17 protein-coding genes and 1 pseudogene are annotated in these 23160 nt (G+C 67.7%); 3 read left to right on the plus strand and 15 right to left on the minus strand.

The annotated features are described in order from the left end of the window. Window positions 1–240: 240 nt before the first annotated feature. The 9 genes and pseudogenes from BMG523DRAFT_RS18050 to BMG523DRAFT_RS18090 all read right to left on the minus strand — a co-directional run. Window positions 241–1095 (minus strand): SAM-dependent methyltransferase, encoded by an 855-nt coding sequence (locus BMG523DRAFT_RS18050; RefSeq protein ID WP_043591718.1) that lies wholly within the window; start codon window positions 1093–1095, stop codon window positions 241–243. A 195-nt stretch (window positions 1096–1290) separates the two neighbouring features. Then, a complete protein-coding gene (locus BMG523DRAFT_RS25425) occupies window positions 1291–1467 on the minus strand; it encodes a hypothetical protein (protein WP_157493474.1) in 177 nt (58 codons plus the stop codon). 794 nt (window positions 1468–2261) lie between these two features. Beyond that, the gene (locus BMG523DRAFT_RS18060; RefSeq protein ID WP_011437116.1) at window positions 2262–2675 is read right to left on the minus strand and encodes a hypothetical protein; all 414 of its coding nucleotides are present in this window, start codon (window positions 2673–2675) and stop codon (window positions 2262–2264) included. Window positions 2676–2965: 290 nt separating this feature from the next. Further along, window positions 2966–3193 (minus strand): hypothetical protein, encoded by a 228-nt coding sequence (locus BMG523DRAFT_RS18065; RefSeq protein ID WP_023841739.1) that lies wholly within the window; start codon window positions 3191–3193, stop codon window positions 2966–2968. Between the two features lie 62 nt (window positions 3194–3255). Beyond that, on the minus strand, window positions 3256–3801 hold the full coding sequence (locus BMG523DRAFT_RS18070) for a hypothetical protein (RefSeq protein WP_011437117.1): 546 nt from the start codon (window positions 3799–3801) through the stop codon (window positions 3256–3258). Window positions 3802–4244: 443 nt separating this feature from the next. Then, window positions 4245–8555, minus strand: a complete 4311-nt coding sequence (locus tag BMG523DRAFT_RS18075) for a type IIL restriction-modification enzyme MmeI (protein ID WP_043591720.1) — start codon at window positions 8553–8555, stop codon at window positions 4245–4247. After that, a complete protein-coding gene (drmD, locus tag BMG523DRAFT_RS18080) occupies window positions 8552–11890 on the minus strand; it encodes a DISARM system SNF2-like helicase DrmD (protein ID WP_043591722.1) in 3339 nt (1112 codons plus the stop codon). Before drmD ends, BMG523DRAFT_RS18075 begins: the two co-directional genes overlap by 4 nt. A 773-nt stretch (window positions 11891–12663) precedes the next feature. Then, the gene (locus BMG523DRAFT_RS18085; protein ID WP_043591723.1) at window positions 12664–13581 is read right to left on the minus strand and encodes an NADP-dependent oxidoreductase; all 918 of its coding nucleotides are present in this window, start codon (window positions 13579–13581) and stop codon (window positions 12664–12666) included. Between the two features lie 54 nt (window positions 13582–13635). Then, window positions 13636–13830: pseudogene (locus BMG523DRAFT_RS18090) on the minus strand (NADP-dependent oxidoreductase); the annotation flags it as partial. A 453-nt stretch (window positions 13831–14283) separates the two neighbouring features. Here BMG523DRAFT_RS18090 and BMG523DRAFT_RS23510 point away from each other — a divergent pair. Genes BMG523DRAFT_RS23510 through BMG523DRAFT_RS18105 form a run of 3 tightly spaced genes read left to right on the plus strand, consistent with a single transcriptional unit; the run spans window position 14284 to window position 16166 of the window. After that, the gene (locus tag BMG523DRAFT_RS23510) at window positions 14284–14556 is read left to right on the plus strand and encodes a transposase (protein WP_011437123.1); all 273 of its coding nucleotides are present in this window, start codon (window positions 14284–14286) and stop codon (window positions 14554–14556) included. A gap of 39 nt (window positions 14557–14595) precedes the next feature. Next, window positions 14596–14910 (plus strand): helix-turn-helix domain-containing protein, encoded by a 315-nt coding sequence (locus tag BMG523DRAFT_RS18100; RefSeq protein ID WP_049760933.1) that lies wholly within the window; start codon window positions 14596–14598, stop codon window positions 14908–14910. Further along, on the plus strand, window positions 14910–16166 hold the full coding sequence (locus BMG523DRAFT_RS18105) for a type II toxin-antitoxin system HipA family toxin (RefSeq protein WP_043591725.1): 1257 nt from the start codon (window positions 14910–14912) through the stop codon (window positions 16164–16166). Before BMG523DRAFT_RS18100 ends, BMG523DRAFT_RS18105 begins: the two co-directional genes overlap by 1 nt. 371 nt (window positions 16167–16537) lie before the next feature. On the opposite strand, the gene BMG523DRAFT_RS18110 is transcribed toward BMG523DRAFT_RS18105, so the two are convergent. From BMG523DRAFT_RS18110 to BMG523DRAFT_RS18135, 6 genes are all read right to left on the minus strand, one after another. After that, the gene (locus BMG523DRAFT_RS18110) at window positions 16538–16912 is read right to left on the minus strand and encodes a hypothetical protein (RefSeq protein WP_043591726.1); all 375 of its coding nucleotides are present in this window, start codon (window positions 16910–16912) and stop codon (window positions 16538–16540) included. Window positions 16913–17389: 477 nt separating this feature from the next. Further along, window positions 17390–18025 carry a hypothetical protein gene (locus BMG523DRAFT_RS18115; protein WP_011437128.1) on the minus strand — a complete coding sequence of 212 codons (636 nt, stop codon included), beginning with the start codon at window positions 18023–18025 and terminating at the stop codon, window positions 17390–17392. Next, a complete protein-coding gene (locus BMG523DRAFT_RS18120) occupies window positions 18022–20304 on the minus strand; it encodes a hypothetical protein (protein WP_134351480.1) in 2283 nt (760 codons plus the stop codon). The genes BMG523DRAFT_RS18115 and BMG523DRAFT_RS18120 overlap by 4 nt, the downstream gene beginning before the upstream one ends. Continuing rightward, on the minus strand, window positions 20297–21421 hold the full coding sequence (locus tag BMG523DRAFT_RS18125) for a hypothetical protein (protein ID WP_051623935.1): 1125 nt from the start codon (window positions 21419–21421) through the stop codon (window positions 20297–20299). Before BMG523DRAFT_RS18125 ends, BMG523DRAFT_RS18120 begins: the two co-directional genes overlap by 8 nt. Window positions 21422–21615: 194 nt before the next feature. Next, complete coding sequence (locus BMG523DRAFT_RS18130) at window positions 21616–22293, minus strand: Crp/Fnr family transcriptional regulator (RefSeq protein WP_043591730.1); 678 nt, start codon at window positions 22291–22293, stop codon at window positions 21616–21618. Window positions 22294–22561: 268 nt separating this feature from the next. Next, entirely contained in the window at window positions 22562–22957 is a 396-nt protein-coding gene (locus BMG523DRAFT_RS18135; RefSeq protein ID WP_308726802.1) for a hypothetical protein, read from the minus strand. Window positions 22958–23160 lie beyond the last annotated feature (203 nt).

A 23160-nucleotide genomic window follows, 5' to 3' on the forward strand; every position in this document is an offset into this window, starting at 1 on the left:
GACTACACCACCGTCATCGGCGACGAAAGCCACCATCCCACCCGGGTCCGACACGTCGGCCGGTGAATGCGCAGGACCTGAGCACGGTCCACGGTCCCCTGGACCGTGCCTTGCCCCCCACAACGTGGCCACCGCGCATGGACCACCGCGCATGGGACCACCGCGCATGGGACCACCGCGCATGGGACCACCGCGCGATCATGCGGACCCGACCTCGTGAACGCTCGCGCGGGTCAGTGCTCAGGGCATCCGGGCGACACCGCCGTACCAGCTGACCTGGGCATCGGTCGGGCCGTCCGGGGTCACCTCGGCCCGCCAGCGATGGACGATCTGCACTCCCGGCTCGACGAGCTCCAGACCGTCGAAAAAACGTTCGACTTCGGCGCGGGTACGCGTCGTGAGGGGGATCCCCCGCTGCCGGTAGACCTCGACAAGCCGTCCGGCCTCCCCCGGCGCGGCATCGGCCGTGCAGTGAGTGAACGCCAGATAGCTACCCGAGGGCAGGGCGTCGAGGTAGCGACGGACAAGGCCGTAGGGATCATCGGAATCGGGAAGAAAATGCATGATCGCGATCAGGGACAGCGCGATGGGGCGGCTCAGGTCGAGCGTGTCGCGTACCTCGGCCGAAGCCAGGATCTTCCCCGGTTCCCGCAGGTCGGCGTTCAGATAGGCGATACGACCCTCGGGTGTGCCGGTCAGCAGGGCGCGAGCGTGCACGAGGACGATCGGGTCGTTGTCCACGTAGATCACCCGCGTGTCGGGAGCGATACCCTGGGCGACCTCATGCAGGTTCGGCGAGGTCGGGATGCCGGTGCCGATGTCAAGAAACTGGCGGATACCCGCCTCCTTGGCAAGGAACAGGGTGGCGCGGTGGACGAACGCCCGGTTCTGCTGGGCGGCGATGCGCAGGGCCGGGAATACCTCCAGCGCCCGCTCGGCGGCTTCCCTGTCAGCGGGGAAGTTGTCCTTGCCAGCCAGAAAGTAGTCGTACATCCGCGCGGAATGCGGCACGTCCGTCCGCAGCTCCACCCGCTCCACCGTCTCCACCCGCTCCACTGGCGTGTTCCAGCGGTCATCCGTCGGGTTGTCGCTCACGTCCCGGCCCCTCAATCGCGTCTAGGTATGCTCGGCGTTCCCCGCCACCTCCATCGGACGGCCGGCTGACCTGCGGCGCTGCCGGTGCCGAGGGAGAACGGATGTGTTGTCACTGAATTATGGTGCTTCGCCTGCGGATGGTGGCAGGCGGCTTTAGGGGCTCTCCGCGGTACACCATGATCCACATTTTCCCGCCTACCATTCAGTAACGGCCGGTGGTGACGTGATGTAGTCACGGGCCGGGGTGGAAGAGGGGCGCACCCGCCACATCGACCAGGACCTGCCCCGGTCGTACACCGGGACGAACTCCCGCCGACGCATCGCCGCCGACAACCCCGTCCGCAGGCCGGTCCGCTCGGCGAGCAGCCGCACCGGCGGCGGACGGCTCGGCGGACGGGCAACACCTCTGCGAACCGGCCGGCTGTCGACCGGGCGCGGCCAGCCCGATAGCTACGCCGAGAAGTCGGGTAGACCCTCGACAGTCACCACCGAAAACCCCACAATCGGCGCGTGAGCGCCCATGCCCCGTGACGCTACCGCTCCACCCGACACCCCGGCATCCACCCGGACGAGCCAGACCGGCCCCGAGCCCGCCGTCCTCCAACGCAAACTCGATCTTCTCGACGCACCCATCGGATCGTCACCCGACTCCCAGGAACCCCCGCGGCCCCGACCCGACGGTGGCATCCCGGCCGCCACCGCAGCCGAACGAAAGGCAGCCCTCCTCGACGGGCCAACGCCCACTCCACGCGAGGTCTCCATCGCACGCGCGGAACAGATCCGGCTTCACCGTTCGCAAACCCGGAGAATGGATTGTCTTCACACCGGAAGGAAATGAGTAGCAATCAGCACGCATTCCCTCTACCGCCGTCGGAGGCCACCTCGACGCCGCCTATCCCGACACAACTGGTTCATAGATCTCGTGACGCCAGGCGGGCAGCACATGGTGAGATTAGTCAACGGCCCGGTCCCCAGCTATGAAGCCCGGACTTTTGAGCGGTTCGACATCCAGTTCCGGAAGATTCCCCGCAGCAGACCCCTCCCCGCCCGTTCTCCCGTGACTGGGAGGGGTTTCGCGTTCATGGCCGCCTGAGCTGCGCGCGCCAGGGGCCGTATGTACGCCTTGCTACGTCTACAGACTCGTCAGCGACCTAAAACCTAGATTTTTAAGCGGTTCTGTACACAAGGTAAATGTACTTACCACCAGCGCCCTTGTTGAGATCAACGTCGATACGCCGCCACGGTGCCTGCGGCTGAATCCCACTGTTGTCACCGAGTATGACATCCAGATCCTCTATCGGGCTGCCCAGGGCGGGCTCCCGAGTGAAGGCAGCATAAATGTAAGCGCCGCCAGCACCTTTGTTGAGATCGACGTCGATACGGTGATAGCTCGGTGGAGCAGACTCGTCCTTGTTGAGCAGGAAGATTATGTTGGTGATGGGATCTCCGGCACCTTTCTCATAGGCGAAATACAGATAAGCGCCGCCCGCGCCAGCATTGAGATCCTTGTCGATCTTTATCCAGCCGCTCGGCGCGGGCTCGCTGTCGATCAGAACAGTCAGATTCGTGACATTACTCATGCGGTTCTCCCCTTCTTGCCAGCCGAAAGGCTCATGATCGTATTGTTACATGGAGAAGTAGGTCGTGTCTGGAGAACGCCAGAAGTGCCAGGAGAGCGGCCCGACTGGGGCCCGGAGGCCCTGGCCTCGCCCTTTCCTTGCTGAATGTCAAAAATTCCGCGACCTGGGATGACGGTCTCCGAGCCGGGCCAGAAAAGTGCATCCACAAAAATGGACATCTTGCTCGTCAATGCAGGTCAGGTCGCGGCGTGGGCCGCAGCGGTGCCCCAGCCGCTGCTCACCGCGGCGGATCATGCCCGCCGCCCCGGACGGACGACGCGAATGATGCGGCGGAGGACGCCGTGCGCCTTCTTCGCCCGGCGCGGGCGACCCGCCAACCGGGCGTTCAGCTCCTCGTACCGCTCATCACCCGGTCGAACGGTTATCAGTTCGCATCGAAGGTGACTGCCGTCCGCACCGCCGTGGGTCGTCGCGATGCTCTCGATGGAACCGTCGGGGAGCCGCATGATGATGGCCATTCCGGATCTCTCTTCTCCTCGGTGTGTGTCGTACGGGGTGGCTCGCCGCCGCCGGTCGACGGTCAGAAGCCTGGCCACTCGACGAGGCCGGTCGCGCCGAACAGGCCGGAGGCGTAGACGAGGACGCCGTGGGCCGCGTCGATGGTCAGGCAGCCCTGGTACTTCTCCCCCTGGCCGAGGGTCGCCGCGTTGAACGCCGGCTCGCAGCCGATCGTTGGCTGGACCCGCGCACCGTCCGGAGTGCGGACGAAGAAGTCGAACGGGTTGACGGCGAAGCCGGCCTTCGCCGAGGTGAACGACACCATGAAGGTCGCGAACGCCGGGCCGCTGGTGGGCTTGCTGAAACCCGAGAAGAAGGACGGGACCGCCTTCGGCGCGGCGACGCTCACCGTCGCGGCGACCTCGCCGCCCTTGCTGACCTGGAGTACCTCGCCGTACTGGGCCTGCTTCGCCCCCTGGGAGGCCCCGCCGGCCGCCGCGGCACCGCCGGGCGCGGCCGTCGCGCCGGTCGAGGAGACGGAGGTGTCGTCCAGGTTGCAGCCGGTGAGCCCGGTGAGGCCGATCAGGCCAGTGAGAACCGCGGCGACGGCGAAACGTGCAGTACTCATGAGATCCCCCGTGAAAAGGCGCGCGCCATAGCACGCCGATGAGAGTGATGAACGAGACGTCGAATATCAGGCTGCGGGTCGATGCCGGCTGCCTGGGCAGACGGGCGAGGTCGCAAGAATGTACCGACAGGACGGCCGTGAAACCCGTCGGTATCCGAGAAAGGCGGCGAGGTCCCGCTATCGCCAGCCGATCAGATCAATCCCGGACAACAACGATTCTGAATCGCTTCGAGCTTTCTGTCAACAGCTTCGGAAAAGTCGGAAAAGGTGGATGGAGGATGGCCGTGCCCGGATCCCCCCGAGAATCCGGGCACGGCAGAATGTCGACCGCGCGCGTGGCTCGGCCGGTGGACAAGGCGAATGGAGAACTCTCGCGGACCGGTCACCCGGAAATCGGGCGGGCGGCCCGGCGTCAAACGTAGGGTGTCGTTCGCTGTCTCCGGCTACAGGTCAAGCAGCGACCCCTGGTCCGGCGATGCGGCCGCCCTGGCGCGGGCGCCTTTCTTCTTCGCGCCCTTCTCGTGCAGGCCGGCGGCGACCTCCTCGGCGTACCGGGCGTGGTTCAGTTCGAGGAGGCGGTCGAGCACCTCGCGCTGCGCCCACGGCCCGATCGTGTACCGAGTGTACTTCCCGGCCGGATGAAAGCCGTGGTCCAGGCCCCGGTCGATCATATCGACCCACCCGTACGCCCGAAAGGTCGCCTCGTCGATGAGCCGGTGGATCTCCCGCAGCTCGGCGATATCGGCATCGTTGCAGCCCGGATCGAAAACCAGATTGTACGTCTTGGTGAGCCCTGACTGCCGCGCCAGCATCGCCTCCCGCCGGAACCCGTCCAACCCCTCCCCCAGCTCCCGCATCTCCCCCGTCAGTTCAGGCAACGGCAAGGTCTCGAACACGTCCGACGGCGTGTACCGAAGATCGGCCTTCATCGACGACGCCCGCGAGGCCGCCCACCAGTAATGCGGCGAGCTGGAGAGCAAGGCCAGCATTGCCGTGTCGTCCGTTGCGAAGACCCCGAGCATATGCGAAAACACCTGCCCGGTCGGCACCATCACCGGCATCACCGTGCGGCTCACAAGAGTGATGACGATTACCCGCCCGATACCTGCGATAGCGCCGTAGAGTTCAGGCCTGGAACGCTCGTATCGCCACCACCGCTCACGGGCCGACTTACTAAAGCGATTGAGGTCACGTTCTGGCTTGACGAGGAGGCGGACCTGGTCGTAACAGTCGCGGTACCGCTTTGCGCGGTCCTCAGGCCAGTCGTGGAAATTGACGACCCAACGACTGCCCGAGCAGTCGGGGCGCGAGTTGAGATCCTGACCGTTCAGATAGGGGAACAGCACGTCGGTATGACGCGGATCCTTCGCGATCAACGCGCGGGCCTCGGCGGGTTCCATCGTGAAGCCAAGACCCAGGACATAACTTCCAATAAAGGAGATTCCTGCGCTTTTTTCCAGTCGGTGAGGATTTCCGGACACCCGTGCCTCGGGCTCCAGGGAGGGCGCGATCACGGGGGTCTGGACGCCGTCGGCGAACCGGGCGGCGGCCGGCCCGATCTGCCCTGTGGTCCAGACGGCGCTGAATTCCAGGACCGCGGACTTCGACGGCCAGGGCCGGCTCTTGATCGACCGGCGGATGACGTTCCCGTCAGCGACAATCTGGTCAAGGCCGACCTCACGGGTATCGCCCTGGGCCAGGGTGTTCGTCGCGATCAGCCCCGTCTGACCGCCACCGTTGAGCAGAGAGTGCGCACGCAGCGCGAAGTAGGCGACCAGATCGGCGCTCCCCCGTGCTCCCCCGCCGATCTCCTCGACGAGGTACTCGCGATACGCCACGCCCAGTGCACCGGTCAGCTTCTGGCCACCGAGGAACGGGGGGTTGCCGAGGACGGCGTCGAAACCGCCCTCCTCGAAGACCTCGGGGAAGACCAGCGGCCAGTGCAGGGGTTTCCGCCGGAAACCGCCGGGAACGTAATCGGTGGCTAACCAGGACTGTGCCGTTTTCCGGGCCTCGGTCTCATCCCGCTTGCCGGTGACCTCATCAGCGAGGCGGGCCGCGGTCAGGGAGAAGCTTTCCCGGCTGGCCTTCTTCTCCTCGTCGATCTCGGCGCGGGCATGCGGGTTACTCGTCCCCGACCATTTCTGATAGCCGACGAGCGCGGCGCCGGCAGTCAGGTCGGCGAAGAGCCGCAGCCGCTCGGTGTCGTGTTCCACCCCCGACAGGAGCCTGCGCTTCCTCGCAAGTCCCGCCAGAGACGAGCCGTCGGTCTCGACAAGGTCCCGGCGCCGCCCGGCGGCGTCGCGGACCAGTTCACGGACGCCGGCGGTCCAGCCGAAGATGTCGGAGTGGATCTTCCGGCCCTTGGCCGGGTCGAGGTGCATGTACTCCAGCTGCTCGACCGAGGTGATACCGAGCAGGGAGTCGCCGGAGACGAGCCGGTCGTCCAGGAAGGTGAACGGCCGGCGCGGGTCCATCGACACCAGCCAGAGCGACAGCTTCGCCATCTCCACGGCCATCGGGTTGATGTCCGCCCCGTACAGGCAGTGCTCGATGACCAGCCGGCGGGCCTCGACGGTGACGTCGTCCGCGTCGGCGTCACCGGCGTACCCGGCGTACCCGGCGTGCCCGGCGGCCCGCGGGTCACCCTCACGGATCCACGCCTCCACCAGCCGGTCGCCGAGGTAGCGGGCGGCGGCGACGAGGAACGCGGCCGAGCCCATCGCGATGTCGGCGACCTTCAGCGACAGGATGTCGGCGCTGGACCGCAGCCGCCAGGCGCCCCGGTCGGCGGTCTGCAACGGCCCGGGGGCGTAGACCAGGGGCTCCAGGGTGTTGTCCGCGACCTCCTCGGCCAGGAACCTGGGGGTGTAGTGGGTGCCGGTGTTCTTCCGCAGCGGCGACTCGGTGACGTACAGCCCGTCCTCCAGGACCACGACGGGCTGGCCGCGCAGGTCCGTGCGCAGCAGGCCGTGGAACGGCAGCAGCCGCTCGGCGGTCGGGTAGTCGCCGCGGGTCACGGCGAGCAGGGCCTTGCGGGCCTCCTCCCGCTCGCCGGCCTCCAACGGAACGAGCCGGCGCTCGACCGCCTTCGGCGCGCCGATCCCGCTGGCGGCGAACCTCTCGGCGAGCGCGGCGGCGAGCAGCGGGCGGCCCCGGTGACGCGAGGCGAGCTCCTCCAGCTCGGACAGCTTCGCCTCGGCCTCCAGCCCCTCCCGGCCGGCCAGGCCGACGACCACCTCCGCGGCCGGGGCGCGTTCGGCATCGTAGGAGAGCAGACCCTCGTAGACGTAACCGATCTGCTCGACGTCCAGCGAGCGGAAGCTCAGCGTCCGCCGCTCCCGGGACTTCCCGCTGCCGACCTGGATGTACTGGACGGCACGCAGCATGTGCAGCACCGTGCGGTCGTCCACGCCGAGTGGCAGCCACGGATGGGCGGCCGGGTCGAACAGCGAACCGGCGTAGGCGTGCATGCGCAGCCGGGGATGATCGACCCCCGCGTACACGGCGGTGAACAGGGCGCGCAGCCGGTGCCAGGCCGCCGTCGACTGCTCCAGGTCGTCCTCGGTCGCGCCGTCGTAAAGCTGCTGTTCCAGCTCGGCGCACAGCCGGCCGGCGGAGTAGGTACTCGCGTACAGGTCGTTGCCGGCGGGCAGCAGGCCGCGTTCCTCGGCGTAGAGCAGGAAGACGATGCGCATCATCACCGCGACCGCGCCCCGGTAGACGTCGTGCGCGCCGACGTCGCGCAGCCCGGCGCCACCCCGGTCCCGCTCGGCGACGTGCCAGCGGCCGAAGGCGGCGACGAGCAGCTCCACGGCCTGGCGAACCTGGACGCCGAGCGCCTCGGTGATCTCCTCCTGGCTGCCGAGGCTCGCCTTCAGCAACGGGACCAGCGTCTCGTCGTCGGGTACGCCGAAGAAGCGCCGCCGGCACAGCAACGACACGAACGCCCGCACGACGTCGCGCTCGGCCGCCTCCGGCCAGGACACCGCGTCGAACACCGCCGTCGCCGTCACCCCGCCGCGCGGCGCCCAAACCAACGCCCACTGCCGGCCGTTCGTCACCAGCGCGAGCTCGATCCCGTGATGCCGGCAGGCGATCGCCGCCCGGTCCACCGGCGTCGCAGCCCAGGCCTGCCCGGCGATCCGCGCCGTCGGGGACTGTGACGGCGCGACGACCAGACCGAGCACGCGGACCGCGTCCGGTTTCACCTCGGACGACCCCCCGGCCACTGTGTCCCCCGCGGCCACTGTGTCCCCCGCGGCCACTGTGTCCGCTGTGTCCGGATCGACGAGGATGAAGGACGGCACGAGGTGCGCGTCGTGCTCGCCGACGTCGACGGTGAACGAGCGCAGCGCGCCGTTCGCGCCACCCGCGCCACCCGCGCCGTTCGCGCCGTTCGCGCCGTTCGTGCCATCGGGCAGGACGAGCGTGTTCCCCCAGCCGAGTAGCTCGCCGAGAACGAAACGCACCCAGGCCGCCTGGCCGCCGACGGGATCGTCCAGCCAGGCGGTGTGCTCCCGGCGCAGGCGTTCCCGGGTCTTCTTCTCCAGCGGGTCGAGCGTCGGCCAGACCCGCCGGAGCACGGGCAGGCTGAGGAACGGCCCGCTGACCTCGATGAGGCTCAGCCATTCGCGGTGCTGCGCGGAGCCGTCCGGCGCGGGCGGCCGGCGCCGACCGCCACCGCCACCGCTGCCGCTGCCGCGACCTCCGGGGATGCCCCGGCCCCGCGTGGTGGCACCCACGGTACTCATCGCGCCTCCTCCGCTGCCGGCACGACCAGGACGACCGCGACGGGGAACTGGTGCTGCCTCGGGTCACGGTATCGCTGCGCGATCACGTCGAGCTCCCGTCGCCGTTCCTGGTCGAGCCGGTCGAGCCGGTCCTGCCACGCCTGCCGGTCCTTGCGGTACTGGGCCAGCTCCTCGCGGCTCCTGGCGATCTCGAACCGGCTGAACAGGGCGTCCTCGTCGTTCTCCGGATCCTCGATCGCACCGCGCAGCGTCGCGGCGAACTGATCGAGGATAGTGGTGATCCGATTCTCCTCGGCGGCCCGGCGCTGGCCGAGAAGGCGGGTCAGCGACTCCTGGCGGGTCCTCGTCCGCCACTCCAGGGCGGAGAGCACCCCGGGCCGCACCGCCGGCCAGCGCTCGGCGAGCCGCTCCCGCGTCTCCCCGGAGACGGGCCGGCCGGCGGCGAGCGCGGTACCGACGAGATCGCCGAGGACCGTCAGGTTCTCCAGGCGGCGGAACCGCCCGGTCGCCGGCGCCCAGCCGCCCGCGTACAGGACCTCCTCGTGCAGCCGGACGCCGTCCGCGCCCACCAGCACGAACCGGGAGAACGCGCCGATCAGCACCTCCTCGCAGCGCGGATCGTCCGAGCGCACGGCGGTGACGCGGTGCAGCCCGACGTCGGCGTTGGAGACGGCGCCCCGCAGCAGCCTTGTCGACATGTCGACGAGGCGGTGGCCGAGGTGCGCGAGCACGACGTCGTCGCGGTCCTTCGCCATGGCCGAGTCGAAGGTGATCGGCCGCTGGCGCGGCGGCGTGCCCGGGGGAAGGTCCTCACGGCGCAGCTTCTCGGTGAGTCCCGCGGAGGCGCGCTGCCACGAGCCGGTGAGCGTCGGCACCGTGAACAGTCCCTCGGCGTGCTCCTTCTCGTCGACGTACGGGGTGAGTGCCTGTTGGCGGGCGAGGCTCAGTGCCGTGCCGACGACGCGGCGCACCGCCGCCGGGGTGATGCCGAGCTCGCGGACCGTGTCGTCGAGGTTCGCCCGCAGCCGGCGCACCTGCTCGCGCACGTTCTCCGCGACCGGGACGGTGCCTCCGGCGGCCACGGAGCCGCCCGGACCGACGTCGAGGTCGTCGGGACCGAGGTCGATCCGCTCCCCCAGCATCCGACGCTGCACCCGATCGGAGAGCACCGCGTTGACCGACCCGAGGTCGGCCTTCATCTGCGCGACCTTCTTCACCACCCGCGACAGGAACTCCAGGTCGGCCTCAAAGGAATCGACGCTGCCCGACCAGCCGGAGCCGACGAAGTGCCGGATCTCCGGGGAACGGCGCTGCCCGTACCGGTCGATGCGGCCGATCCGCTGCTCCAGCTTGTTCGGGTTGAACGGGATGTCGTAGTTGACCAGCCGATGGCAGTGATTCTGCAGGTCGATGCCCTCACTCGCCGCATCGGTGGCGAGCAGGACCCGCATCGGATGTTCGCTCGGTTCGGCCTGGAAGGCGAGCCGCAGCTGCTCGCGCTCGTCAACGGACAGCCCGCCGTGCAACAGGCCGAGCCGCTCCCCGGCGAGCCCCTCCTGGCGCAGCAGTCCGGCGAGCCAGATCTGCGTGTCGCGGTACTCGGTGAACACGACGACCCGCTCATCGAACCAGTGCCGCCCGTCCGGCCGGCACACCGCGTTCAGATAATCGAGCAGCGCGCGGGCCTTGGCGTCCGGCTCGGCCTCGTGGGCGTCCGCCCAGCGCCGCATCCGGTCCAGCAGCTCGATCTCGCCGTCGGTGGGATCGAGCTGCATCGGCCCGATCCGGCCGAGGGCGTCGTCCTCGGCGTCGGCGAGCTGCTCGTCGTCCAGGGTCGCGACGTCGTCGAAGTAGTCCTCCATCCACGGCTCGGGCATCCCCGGCCCAGGCATCCCCGGCCCAGGCATCCCCGGCTCGGCCTCATCCGCGAGGCGGGACGCGTGGACCGGGCGCCCGTGCCGGGACACGAGGGTCTCCCGGTAGACGCCCACGGTGTGGCCGAACGCCGCCGGGGAGGAGAACAACCGCTTCTTCAACAGCAGGGTCACCAGGTCGGTCGCCTTGCGGCCGCGCGGCGAATCCAGCCGGGCCCGGCGCAGTGCGGCAAACTCCTTGAGCAGGCCGTGGATCTCCCGTTCGCCGTCCGGATAGACCACCGGCATGTCGATCGAGCGGCGCCGGGGGAACCGCGGGGTGCCGTCCGCGTTCTCGATGCTGCTTTTCAACCGGCGGACCACGACCTCGTCCACGGCCATCCGGTCCGGCTCGACGCCACGGGCGAACCGCTGGTCGTCGAGGATCTCCAGCAGCGCGGTGAACGAGGCGAGGTAGCCGTTGTGCGGGGTGGCGGACAGGAACAGCCGGTGGGTGAAGTGCGGCGCGAGCCGGCGGATCAGCTTGGTCTGCTGGGAGTCGACGGCGTAGACCTGCCTGGGCGCGGCCGGGGCGATGTGATGGGCCTCGTCGAGAATGAGCAGGTCGAAGGTCCGCGGGTAGGTCGGCTGACCATCGCCGGGCAGCACCTCGTCAAGCAGCCGCTGCGCCTTCGGGCCACGCAGCCAGGGCAGGCTGACGATCGTCAGCGGGTAGACCTCGAACGGGTTCGCCGCGCTGCCGTGCGAGCGACGGACCGCCGCGCAGCGCTCCGCGTCAATAATCGTGAAATCGCGGCCAAACTTCTCGGCCATCTCGTCGCGCCATTTCAGGGTGAGCCCGGCCGGACAGACGATCATGATGCGGCGCGCCCGGTGCCGCAGCAGCAGCTCCTCGGCGACCAGCCCGGCCTCGATGGTCTTACCGAGGCCGACATCGTCGGCGAGCAGGAGGTTCACCCGGGGCGCCGCAAGGGCGCGCGCCACCGGCTCGAGCTGGTAGTCCTCGACGGCCACCCCCGAGCGGAACGGGGCCTGCAGCCGCCGGGCGTCCGCGGAGGTCACCGCCGACCAGCGCACCGCGTCGAGGAAGGCGGCCAGCCGGCCCGGTGGGTCGAAGCCGCCCCGGGTGACGTCGGGCAGCGAACCGCTGGGCAGGACCCGCCGGCCCGGCTCGACCTCCCAGATCACCTCGACGGTGTGGCCGTAGCGACCGTCCTCCACACTCTGGAGGATGACCAACGTGCTCGTGCTCGGCGCCGCTCCGTCCCCGACGGCGTCAGGCCCCGCCGCGTCCGCCTTATCCGCCGCGCCCACGTCCGCCGCGATCCACCTCGCCCCGCCGGCGGCCGGTCCGTCGATGTCCGCGACCACCCACTTCTGACCACGGACCTCCACCAGCGCGCCGATGTCGGGACGCTCGTCAGATGCCGGCGCCCCCGGGCCCGGCCCCGTCCCGCCCATGGCCTGCTGGCGGACGCGGCGTGCTGACGGAGCACGTTCGGTCGTCGAACTCGGCACCTGATACCCCCCTTGGTGAACAGCCCGACCAGTCTGGCAGGACGCCGGGCGACCGATTCCCGGCCCGGTGGCACCGTGCCGGCCCTCTTCGGTCCCCATCTCAGACCTAACGGACATCCAGGGGGCAGATTAGCATCTGTGAACTCAATTCACCAACATGACCCATGGCGGACCGGGTCTCGACATCGTGGTGCCGCGGGAGCCCCGGCCGCCGGCCGCGACCCGTCCGCACCAGACGCCGCGACCCGTCCGCACCAGACGCCGCGACCCGTCCGCACCAGACGCCGCGACCCGTCCGCACCAGACGCCGCGACCCGTCCGCGCCAGAAAGTTGTGGAGGTTGGGCACGGTCTCAAGGCCCGAGAGCGCGCCCAACCCTCGTTGACCACCAAGGCATCCGTGATCACATAGTCACGAAGTGCCGCCTCAAGGTCGCTGACACCCCCGGTCAGGCTGAGGACGAGGTCACTCGTGTTCGTCCGTTCCGGGATGTGGATGAACTCGCGCGGAAGCGGCTGGTTCGTCGGCGGCACCGACCCACGCTGACGCCCCCACGAACGGTGCGTACACGCTGTGCCACAAACCCTTGCCCGCCGATCCCGTCCTCCACCTCACACCGCCTCGCAGACGAATGCGGACCAATCGACCCCTCGCCTGGCCACACGGCTGACGCTGATCCATGAGGAGGGCAGGACCGGTCGCTGTCCCCGAAGTCCTCACGGACGAAGGTTGATGATCGTCTTTCCCTTACGTCGCTCGGTCGGATTGAGGGCGGCGACGGCATTGTCGATGGTCGCGACGTTGCCGATGTTCGTTCGCAGCCGTCCGTCGCGCACCCGCTGTACGATCTCACCCAGTTGAACGCGATCGGACTCGACAACGAAGTCGACTGCCAGGCCGTCGGCGGGCCGCGCCCCGACCGGTCCGACGGCGGACACCAGCGTTCCCCCGGCTCGAACCAGACCCGCGGACCACTTCTGGATGTCGCCGCCGATGACATCGAAGACCAGATCGACCCCGCCTACGTCCTCCAGCGCGTCGTTCTCAAGGTCGACGAACTCCTGCGCGCCGAAGTCGAGCGCCTTCTGCCGGTCGGCAGCGCGTCCGGTGCCGATGACGTACGCACCGAACTCGCGCGCGAGCTGCGTCACCATCGTCCCGACTGCGCCGGCCGCGCCATGCACGAGCACGCTCTGCCCCGCCTGAAGGCGGCCGTGCTCGAACAGCCCCTGCCACGCGGTCAGCCCCGAAATCGGCAGGCTCGCGCCCACCGTGAAGTCGACGTCGCCCGGGAGCGGTGCGAGATTGCGTGCCTCGACGGCCACATACTGCGCCAGGGTGCCGTCGCGATGCCAGTCCGAGAGGCCGAACACCCGCTGTCCCACCGACAGCCCCGTCGTGCCATAGCCGAGGACCGTGACCACTCCGGCCAGCTCATGCCCGGGGATCGACGGTGTTCGGTCACGGTCGAGACGATCGGTCCAGGTCGAGGGCCACGCCATCTCAGTCGGGACGAAACCCGACGCATGAACCTCAACGACGACGTCGTTGATCGCCGCCGACGGCTCGGGCCGCTCCACCAGGCTCATCCCGGCCGTTCCCGCAGCCTGGTCCGTCACGACGATCGCCTTCATGGGTAACTGCCTCCCCGGCCATGTGTCTTGGGCACAGTGGTGGGCACGTGTCGCTCACGGACGAACGCGGACGATCGTCTGCCCGCCGATCCGCCCGGTCGGGCCGAAGGCCGCGACGGCATCGTCGAGAGTTGCGATGCTGCCGATGTTCGTCCACAGCCGTCCATTCCGCCGCCCATTCCGCGCCCGCCGGACGATCTCACCCAGTTGGGCACGATCGGACATGACAACAAAGCCGATGGCCAAGCCACCCATCCGCAGGGTCAGCAGGAAGCGCCGGACAGATCGCGGTGCCATCCGCCGACACCGATGAAGTCCGGGTCAGACGGCACGGTGCGGCCCCGAATCTCCAGCCTGCGGGCGAACGGCCGGGTGCGCAACTCCGCCGGCGCGGCCGATCAGACGCAGCGTGGTGTCAGGATCGAGACCCGGTCCACAGCCGCTCCGCCCTGGCCAGCTGGTGTGGAATCAGGAAGATGGTCACGCCGCGCCCGCGACAGCTCGCTTCGGACCGGCGGGCTCCAGGAGACGAGACCCGATGCCGGCGTCACACAACACCAAGATCGTCAAATATCGCAGGGTTCGGATATCAGCGCCCTGCCAGTCAACTGAGCTTTTGTAGGGTCTTGCGACTGATGCCTGGATCGTACCCGCTTCGGTGGATACCTGAGGTAGCTGCCCGATCTGCCGGGAGAGCGAGCTATGGGCGCGACACGTCGCGGATTCACCGAGGAGTACAAGGAGCAAGCGGTAGCCTTCGTCATCGACGGCAGCCGTCCGGTCGCCGAGGTCGCCCGGAACATCGGCGTCCATGAGATGACGCTGGGAAAATGGGTGAAGAAAGCCAAGGACGTGGAATCCGGAGACCGCCACTGGCTCAGACGGCTCGGGTGGGCACGCGATCTACCCGTCATGACCGTCTTCGCCCCGGCCTGCCCCACCTGGTCGGCCACCACACGGAGGAGCCGCACTTAACGGCGAACTTAACCGCCGTAGACTCGTATGATGTTGGCTATGGTCGGCGACAGGGCCTCGCATGCCACGCCGTTGTCGGTGGCGCGGTCGCTGCGTCTGCTCGGCGAGCATGTGTCGACCTGGCGGAAGCTGAACCGGCTGACCGCGGCCCAGGTCGCCCAGCGAGCCGGGATCTCCCGGGACACGCTGCGCGCCATCGAGCAGGGTAAGGGCACCGCGAGCACCGAGAACCTGTTCAGGGTGCTACGCACCATCGGGATCATGGATGCCGTCGTCAGGGCCACCGACCCGTACGAGACCGACGTCGGCCGGCTGCGCATGGACGAGATCCTCCCCAAGCGAGTACGGCGCTGATGGCCGGACGGGATCCTGTCGAGGTCACCGTCGAGATCGACGGGCAGGAGACCGCCGCAGGGACGTTGTGGCTTCACAACCGCGGCGGACAGAGCGCCACGTTCCGATATGCCGACGCCTACCTGACCAACCCGGCCGGATACGACCTCGACCCGGCGCTGGCCAGAGCCGCCGGCGTCTTCCACACGCCGGCGGGGTCGGCCATCTTCAACGCGTTCGCCGACAGCGCCCCCGACCGATGGGGTGAGAACCTCATGAGGCGTGAGGAGCGCGAGCGCGCCCGCACCGCCGAGACCACACCTCGCACTCTCGGTAAGGCCGACTTCCTTCTCGGCGTCCGCGACGACACCCGCCAGGGAGGTGTCAGGTTCCGCCAGCCGGCGACCGCCACCTACTATTCGACGCACCGGCACGCGGTCCCACGGCTGATCGACCTGGCCCGGCTCATGCGAGCAGCCGACCGCGTCCGCGCGGAGGGCGACTTCGACCGCGACCTCGCGGACCTCATCGACGCAGGTAGCTCGCTCGGCGGCGCGCGCCCCAAGGCGGCGGTGCGGGACGTGTCCGGGCGGCTCTCGATCGCCAAGTTCCCGCGTTCGGACAGTGACGAATGGGACGTGGCCGGTTGGGAGGAGGTACAATTGAGGCTCGCTCGCAGAGCGGGGCTCACCGTGGCGGAGTCGGAACTGCTGACCGTTACCGGCCGGCACGTACTGCTCCTGAGCCGCTTCGACCGCATCGGCGCGCGGCGTCTGGGGTTCGCAAGCGCCCTGACAATGCTCGAGGCCTCCGACGGGGACCTTCGCAGCTACCTCGAGATCGCCGAGGTGATCGAACGCTACTCGCCGAGAGCTGACGCCGACCTGCGTGAGCTCTACCGGCGGATCCTGTTCTCCATCCTGACCGGGAACACCGACGACCACCTGCGCAATCACGCGTTCCTGCGCGAGCGAGACGGCTGGGCGCTCTCTCCTGCCTACGACCTCAACCCCAATCCGGACAACCCGGCCCGGCTGAGCACGGCCGTCGATCTCGACAACACCGACGCAAGCATCGACCTCGCGCTGTCGGTGGGCAACTACTTCCGCTTGTCGCCGCCGAGGGCCCGCGACCTCGTCAGGGAGGTGGAGACCGCCACGGCGGGCTGGCGGCAGGCCGCAGCCGGGCTCGGCATCCCGAAAAGCCAGGCCGACCGGATGGCAGCGGCCTACGAGAGCGAACAACGACGGATCGCCCGTGCTCTCAGGGTGCCTTGAGATTGGCTCCGGTATCGGGCGTCACCCGGCCCCGTCCGGCCTATCGGTCAATCCTCGGACATGCCGGCGGCCCCGCCACCAGACACGATCAGCTCATCGCCTTGCTCACCGTCGTCCGTGACACACTCAACGATGTCATAGACGCTGGAGGGGAGCCGGAGCGCCGCCTTCCCGCTACCCGCGCGTGGCGGCCACGGGACGCGAGCGCCGGACACCGTAGAGCTACGGTGTCCGGCGCCGCGGCGGCCGGAAAACCCGGGCGGTCATTGCCGATTGGAACCCGTGCCGGACGCCCTCGCCAACCCCGCTACATGTTTCTCCTAGCGGTTCGCCGTATTTCAGTGGCGTTCCGTCCAGGTCCTCTCGTCAGCTCAGTCCCAATCCCAATCCCAATCCCAGTCGTCCTTGTGGCGCCGGTCCTTACCGTCCTTGCCGTCCCACCGGTCCTTACCGTCCTTGCCGTCCCACCGATCCTTACCGTCCCACCCGTCCTTACCGTTCCAGCCGTCCCACCCGTCCTTACCGTTCCAGCCGTCCCACCCGTCCTTACCGTCCCACCGGTCCTTGCCGTCCCAGCCGTCCCAGCCGTCCTTACCCCAATGATCCTTGGCGATCTTTTCATCCACCGGGCCACCGAGATAGCTCGACGCCAGCGCGCTCGTAGCCGCCGGCCCCACGGTGACGAACACTGCCGCCGCCGTAGACACCGCGACAACCGCGGCTTTCCGCCTCACGGACTTGTCCACGCTTCCTCCAGAACCGAGAGAGAGTGAATCGCTACTATCGGTAACAGAGACTAGCGTGCTCGACGAGGTCCGCAAACGGATCATCGACCGACTTCGACGATCAGCTAGCCACGGAGCGTGGCCTTAGCGGGATGAAGAGGAGATTCCAACTCCTATACACCCGCTGGAAAGGGAGATGCGGAATGTTGAGGTTCGCGGTTCACGGACTCCCACCACGCATGGTAATTGTCGGGTGGGTAGTAGGCGGTCATGCCCTTCGGCATGAATCGGTCCAATTCTGACAACGGCGCCTCGTCCGGAGTGATATACGTCAGCTGCCGGGTCGCAGGAGGAGATGGCGCGGTCCGCCTCCTGACGGATCCACCCGGCCCAGGCGAGCGCTGCTGCGTGTTCGGATTCCTCCGGCGTGTCGCCGGCATCCGTCGAGGGCAGGCCACGCTTCCGCCGCAGCCAGAAGTGATCAAGGTGGTCTATCGACTACAAAATGGCCTGGGAGGCGGGATACAGCTGCTTCAGTAGTTTGCCGAACTCCCCCGATGTGTTCCATCTGTCGAGCACGATTCCGAGCTGCGCGGCAAGGTCGCCTCGCCTACCGTCCGCTGGATCTGGGAGGACTGCCTGTATGATCGCCTCGGCATGCTTTTCGAAGGTCATGTCGTCGTCCACAGTGTGTTCCCACTTCCGCGGCCTCGGCAATCGGCTCTCCGCCTTTGGACTGATCACTGAGACGAGATAGTCCAGCACGGGCATCGCCCGGCCTGTTGCCTCGATATCCGCATCGCCGCGAGCCAGGTGCCAGACCGCCGCCGAGTCCGCGGCAGAGAACACCTGAGCGAGATCACGCCGTCTCTCCAGCTCGCGTTGGTACTCGTCGGAGAGGACGGGAACCGGGGTCATCGCCATCGTAGGGACTACCACTGGCGACGGAGGAGCCTTCTCCGCATCCAGAATCCCGCGCACCGGCCACGCCTGGACGACTGTCACTCCTGTCAGAGCGAGCGCAAGAACTACCCAGATCAACAACGGCCCGCCCACGATCCACCCCAGAAGAAGCGGCGTGGCGAGGAGACCGAAAAGGTTCATGACGAAGACGACCCACTGACTCCTGGTCATCGTTGTTCCTCTCGTCCTGCGGCGGGCGACGGCTGGGTGTCACCTGGCGAGGAGGGCGGACGCAAGCCGACATCCTCCCCGAAGAGCTCCTTATCGATCCGGTCGAGGAGATAGGTGCGAACTGCGGCCTGGTCGGGCGCCATCGGATCCCCCAGCGGCCGATCCACCCAACGACCGAGGATCGCCCGCAGCGATGAAAGCAGATCAAAACGTTCACGCAGCGCGTCGACGAGCAAGTCCGGTAAAATCGTCGGCCCCCGCCCAACAGCCTGCACCACGTCATCCAGCCAGAGATGGACCAGCCCGATCGTTTCCTTCGAGGGCGGCGCATCGGCCTCGAGCACAAGGATCCACCCGCCACGGAAAAGCTCCCCGCATTCGGGATCGTCGACAGGCCGCCATCCGACGGCGTCCCTGGCATACAACCGAGAGGCCGACACCAGGCGCAGAAAAACCTCCGCGTTCCCCGTCGATCCGCGGACGGCATAGGGCGCTCTCACGGACCGGCCAAGTACATAGCGATAGTTGTCCCGGTCGGCGCTTGCCAGGGTCTCGACGGCATCGATGGCCGCGCTGGCAACCTGCGGATTCTCATGCGCGGCGAAGTTGTGCAGTCGGGTCAACGCCTGAAACGGATAGATATCATATATTATTTTACCAGAGAGCTCGATACACATACGCGCCAGGTAGGCGTCCAGCCGATGATCCTCCGACCATGCACGGATCCGCTGCCGGAACTTCCGGCCGCCGGTTCCCTCCGCTCCCTCCTCCAGGCCCTTCGTAAGCAGGCCCAAGCACGCGGGGATCGCGGCGACACGACGGCGACCGATCCAGTGATACGCAAGATCCAGGGCATCATCGGCTCGATCACTCCGCAACGACTCCTCGGTGAACCGTTCCGCGAACCTCGTCAGAACATCGTTGGGCCAAAAGATCCCCGGCGGCGAGGGAAGCCGTTCCGCCCAATCGAGAAAGGCCGGACGCAACGTCGGGTAGTTGTCCCAGGCATAGTGGCGCGCGGCCACGCCGAATCCCGTCTTCTCAAAACGGATCGGTCTCTGCTCGTCGCGGACGACACCGATCTCTCCCAGGCGGGCCAGAAAACCTGGGCGGGTCAACGCGTGGTCATCTGGAAGGCGAAACTCACCGGCCCGGGCGAGCTCCCGTTGCGCAACGAACACCAGGTCCCGATCCGCGTCCTCCAGCATGGCCGCTGTGATGAGAAGGAGAGCGTTCATGCCGGTCCGATCGTTCTCGAGCAGACAGTCGATCTCCTTCCCATAATCGCTGTCCTGCCGTTTGACCTCCCGCCAGGCCAACCGGAGGCAGTCCGGCAGAGCCGCGCCCGGACGCATACCCAGGAGTTTCGCTGACGCTACGGCCACCCGGCTCACCTGATACAGCGTGGCGGCCCCGAGATCGGCGAGATCGGCAGACTTTTCGATAATCTTTACTATCGTCGCAAGATCAGGCTGCGCGCTTGGTTGCATGGATACGGCGAGGTGTGATTGCAGCACGGCACGCCAGTCCGGCCGGCTCATCTCGGGCACGAGTCGCCGCAGCTCGGCCGGCAGCCATCTCACCGAGTCCGGTGGAAGGATGACCGCCAGATAGCGGGCCGAGCCGGCAACGACGTCCCGCAGCGCCTCAAGCCGCTTCGCCAGTTCCTCGGAGCGAGACGGCATCGATTCGGACAGGTCGAGAAGATACCGCGCCTGATCGTCCAACGCTTTCTGGGGAATGTCCGGCTCGTCGTCTGCCTCGACATCGGCGGGAATACGCTCAATCCTCTCCGTCCCGGCCCTGGCACCACCGGCTCCAGCCACCAGCATCCACGCCGCGGCGTGGATGCCGTCTCCGGGGGATCCCGAGAGCAGCACCAGGCGGTGTTTTTCTATCTTTTCCGCCGCATCCGCGAAGCCGGTGGGCCGAACGAACACTCCGCTCAGCTCGCGAAGAGTCGCGCCGGAGATGGCTTCGGGCCGGCGAACTCGCTTCTTTGCCAGGTCGATCAGATTCACAATATTCTTGATGTCGCCGTTTCCCAGATGGGTCTGCGCCCGATTGTCACCACTTACCGAGCCGCCGACGTTGCCTGCTCCGCTAGAACTTCCTGCCCCACTGACATTACCGGCGTTCCCGACCCCCGGTGGTTCGGCGGCGGCCGCTGCGCCGGCGCCGGCTGCTTTCTCGTCCGGGGGCACATTACCCGGCGGTTCGTGCGGCGAGGTGTCATCCGCTGGACTGGCGCCAGGCATAAGACTCCGGATGTCAGTCATCGTGCGCGCCCTCCCCGCCCGAAGTCCCCTTTTCGTCCACGGCTTCGGGGTCCGGGGTCGGGGTCGGGGATCCCTGCGTGAAGTTAGAATCACCAAAAGTGGGGCGGTCAAGCGGCGCGGCGAACTGGTGGCCCTGGCCATAGTGTTCCGGGCCATGGTGCTCGGTACGCGGCCCGATCTGCTGGTCGCCGCGTGGGGCGTGGGTATCTCTACGGGTTGTGCGGATCGGACCAGACGCGGTGTTGATGTCACCGATGCCCACGTGCGTCTGCGGCCGATTATCCCCGAAGACCGATCCGCCGACGTTGCTGATACCACCGATATTTCTGATGCCGCTGATATTTCTGGTAGCGCCGCTCTGCCCAAGGTCGGCTCGGCTACGGTCCGATGGCGTGGAAGCCTCGGCCGCCGCCCGCGACGGTGCGGCTGGAACCTCGGGAACGCGGAAGCCGCGGTGCAGCAGGCCGCCCGACGGTCTCGGCACATACAGGTACGCCTCGTCGCGGTATGTCTTCACCTCGACGGGGGCCTTCACGAACAAGGAGTCGTCCAGCCCGCTGTAGCCGCTGAGCACGGCGTCCTCGTAGGTCCGTGACGACAGGATCGCGGCCACCAGGGTCGTCCGGGGATTCGAGTCTTCCAGCAGGTGTCGTACCGCGGCGGCGTCAAGCTGGCGGTGCAGGGCAATACGGGCCGCACCGCTGCCGTCACCCAACCGGTTCATCCCCGAATCGGTCGTCGATCCCACGTGCAGGCTCACCCGCATCCGCAGCGGCCGGTCGGCCGCGGCAGGTGCGACGTGCGCGACCTTGTTCCGGTACTCCAGCTCCTGCTGGAGGTTGTCCAGGAACGGGTGGACGAGCAACGGCAGCATCGAGGGCTCGAAGCCGAGCACGTACCCGTCGCCGGTGGTGTCGGAGAAACGTTCCATCGATGGTGATTCGGACCAGCCGGAACGCGCGAACGCTCCGGTGAGGATGTCCGGCACCGCCCGCGTCATGTCCTCGTGCCAGCGTCCGGGGTAGCCGCTGAAATCCTTGATGTCGACGACGAGCAGGGCCCGGTAAGGGGGCATTGCCATGCTGTCGGTGCCGCCATGGACCGGTGTAGAGGCCATCGCTGAATCCTTCGCGTTCGCGGGAGAGCACGGATGTCGTGCCCGTGTTCTTCAGCGTCGCGGCGGAAGAGTGACAAAAACGTCCATCGACGGACGGTTCAACGGTGGCACGGACCACATCTCGTCGGCCCACCGGCTCCCGTCAACGGAGAACCAGCGGACGACCTGGAGCCCGCCGGGCCAGACCGGCATGCTCAGCCGGTCGTGATGCCCACCTCGGCCCGCAACCGTGAGATATCCGCCACCGCGAGCCGTGGCCCCGGCCTCAGCACCTGTTCCTCTCGCAATGCCGCCACATGTGCGGCCACCGTGCTCCGGGCGAGCCCCAGGGACTCCGCGACGGCATCGAGCGAGAACGGCACCCGCATCGGATCGGGCAGCTCCGGTCCGGCGAGGGCGACCAGTTCCAACAGCAGGCGGGCGACCCGCTGCCGCGGCGAGAAATGCACGAGCTGATGCTGATAGGGAACCGTTTCGGACAGCTTGCTCACCACGTAGTCAGCGAGCGCTCCCTGAACACCGTGCCGCCGCAGGAAGGAGTCGAGCGTGGCGGCGGAGACCCGATGCGCCTCGCATCGATCGATCGCCTGCACCGTGGCGGTGCGTCCGGTTCCGATTCGCGCCATCTCACCAATCATGTCCCCGGGCGAGCGCAGCGCCAGCAGGAGGGCCGAGCCCTCCGCGTCCACGCGCACCACCTTTACCCGGCCGGTGGTCAGCAGAAGCAGGAAATCATCTGGATCGCCCTGACGCAGCAGCACCTGCCGCGACCGGAAATGGCACCGGGAACCGCATGACAACAACGCCTGCCAGAGACGGTCGCCGAGGATAGCCTGCATTCCCCGCCGGGCAGGCCGGACAGAATCGGTCATCCCACAGAAGTATCGCGGATCGGGCCCGCATTCGGCGCCGCCACCGAGAGGATGCGACTGAGGTGACCGACCAGCGGTCTTGTCCGATCAATCCTTTCTATCCGGTTCGCCCGATTCGCTCTCGGCCGCGATGCACCGATGTACCGATGTACCGTGCCGCGGATGGTCGAACTGCTGCCATCCGCGGCACGGCGCCCGGCTCCCCGTGCCATCGGCGCAGGGCCTCGTTCACCGGCCGGGCCGGGCCCCGGGTGGACGGGTTACTCGACTACTCGACGCCCTCGAAAATCCAGCCCCTGTCCTCCCTGAAGATAGGTGACAGGGCAACCAGCGGCGGGTAGATGAGCGCCGGGTGAAGTCCCAGGGTCAGTTCATTGTCCGGGACACCGATGGTGAAGGTACCCGACTGGGGACCATCAGCGATCTTCCATTCACGCGGCTCCGGGAGCACACGTACCCGCTCGAATGTGTCCGGGTCACCATCGAAGCTCACAAAAGCCCCGCCGGACGGCTTGCGGATCGTGTAGGTGTCGTCGTTGGCGCGCCGCACCTGCCACACCTGCCCGCCGCCGTTGCCGTCAGGCAGAAGGACGAGGTTGCCCCCGCCCACGTCGGTGAGGGTCTGCTGCCCGGCGATGCTGATCCGGTAGATGCCGTCGATCACACTTGCCACGCTTGGCTCCTCTTCCGTCAAAGGAACAACTGGTCACGGTTGTAACCAGCCGCGATTGAGAATGTTGCTGCCTGCACCAGAGTCAGAAGGAAAATCTTCCCTTTGATGACATGACGAGACCCTTTTTGGCGGTTCGATGAGACAGGAAATCCCTGCGATGGGGCACTGGACGAGCAGACCGTGGTGGCACCGGA

It is taken from the genome of Frankia sp. BMG5.23 (genome assembly GCF_000685765.2).
Taxonomy (GTDB): Bacteria; Actinomycetota; Actinomycetes; order Frankiales; family Frankiaceae; genus Frankia; species Frankia casuarinae.

What these genes read in the sequence shown, in the direction of transcription:
- BMG523DRAFT_RS23510 (WP_011437123.1), top strand. Translation starts at nt 14,284, where the DNA reads ATGGGCGCGACACGTCGCGGATTCACCGAGGAGTACAAGGAGCAAGCG.
- BMG523DRAFT_RS18125 (WP_051623935.1), bottom strand. Translation starts at nt 21,421, where the DNA reads ATGGCCTCTACACCGGTCCATGGCGGCACCGACAGCATGGCAATGCCC.
- BMG523DRAFT_RS18070 (WP_011437117.1), bottom strand. Translation starts at nt 3,801, where the DNA reads ATGAGTACTGCACGTTTCGCCGTCGCCGCGGTTCTCACTGGCCTGATC.
- BMG523DRAFT_RS18130 (WP_043591730.1), bottom strand. Translation starts at nt 22,293, where the DNA reads ATGACCGATTCTGTCCGGCCTGCCCGGCGGGGAATGCAGGCTATCCTC.
- BMG523DRAFT_RS18100 (WP_049760933.1), top strand. Translation starts at nt 14,596, where the DNA reads ATGGTCGGCGACAGGGCCTCGCATGCCACGCCGTTGTCGGTGGCGCGG.
- drmD (WP_043591722.1), bottom strand. Translation starts at nt 11,890, where the DNA reads ATGGGCGGGACGGGGCCGGGCCCGGGGGCGCCGGCATCTGACGAGCGT.
- BMG523DRAFT_RS18060 (WP_011437116.1), bottom strand. Translation starts at nt 2,675, where the DNA reads ATGAGTAATGTCACGAATCTGACTGTTCTGATCGACAGCGAGCCCGCG.
- BMG523DRAFT_RS18115 (WP_011437128.1), bottom strand. Translation starts at nt 18,025, where the DNA reads ATGACCAGGAGTCAGTGGGTCGTCTTCGTCATGAACCTTTTCGGTCTC.
- BMG523DRAFT_RS18105 (WP_043591725.1), top strand. Translation starts at nt 14,910, where the DNA reads ATGGCCGGACGGGATCCTGTCGAGGTCACCGTCGAGATCGACGGGCAG.
- BMG523DRAFT_RS18085 (WP_043591723.1), bottom strand. Translation starts at nt 13,581, where the DNA reads ATGAAGGCGATCGTCGTGACGGACCAGGCTGCGGGAACGGCCGGGATG.
- BMG523DRAFT_RS18075 (WP_043591720.1), bottom strand. Translation starts at nt 8,555, where the DNA reads ATGAGTACCGTGGGTGCCACCACGCGGGGCCGGGGCATCCCCGGAGGT.
- BMG523DRAFT_RS18120 (WP_134351480.1), bottom strand. Translation starts at nt 20,304, where the DNA reads ATGACTGACATCCGGAGTCTTATGCCTGGCGCCAGTCCAGCGGATGAC.
- BMG523DRAFT_RS18065 (WP_023841739.1), bottom strand. Translation starts at nt 3,193, where the DNA reads ATGGCCATCATCATGCGGCTCCCCGACGGTTCCATCGAGAGCATCGCG.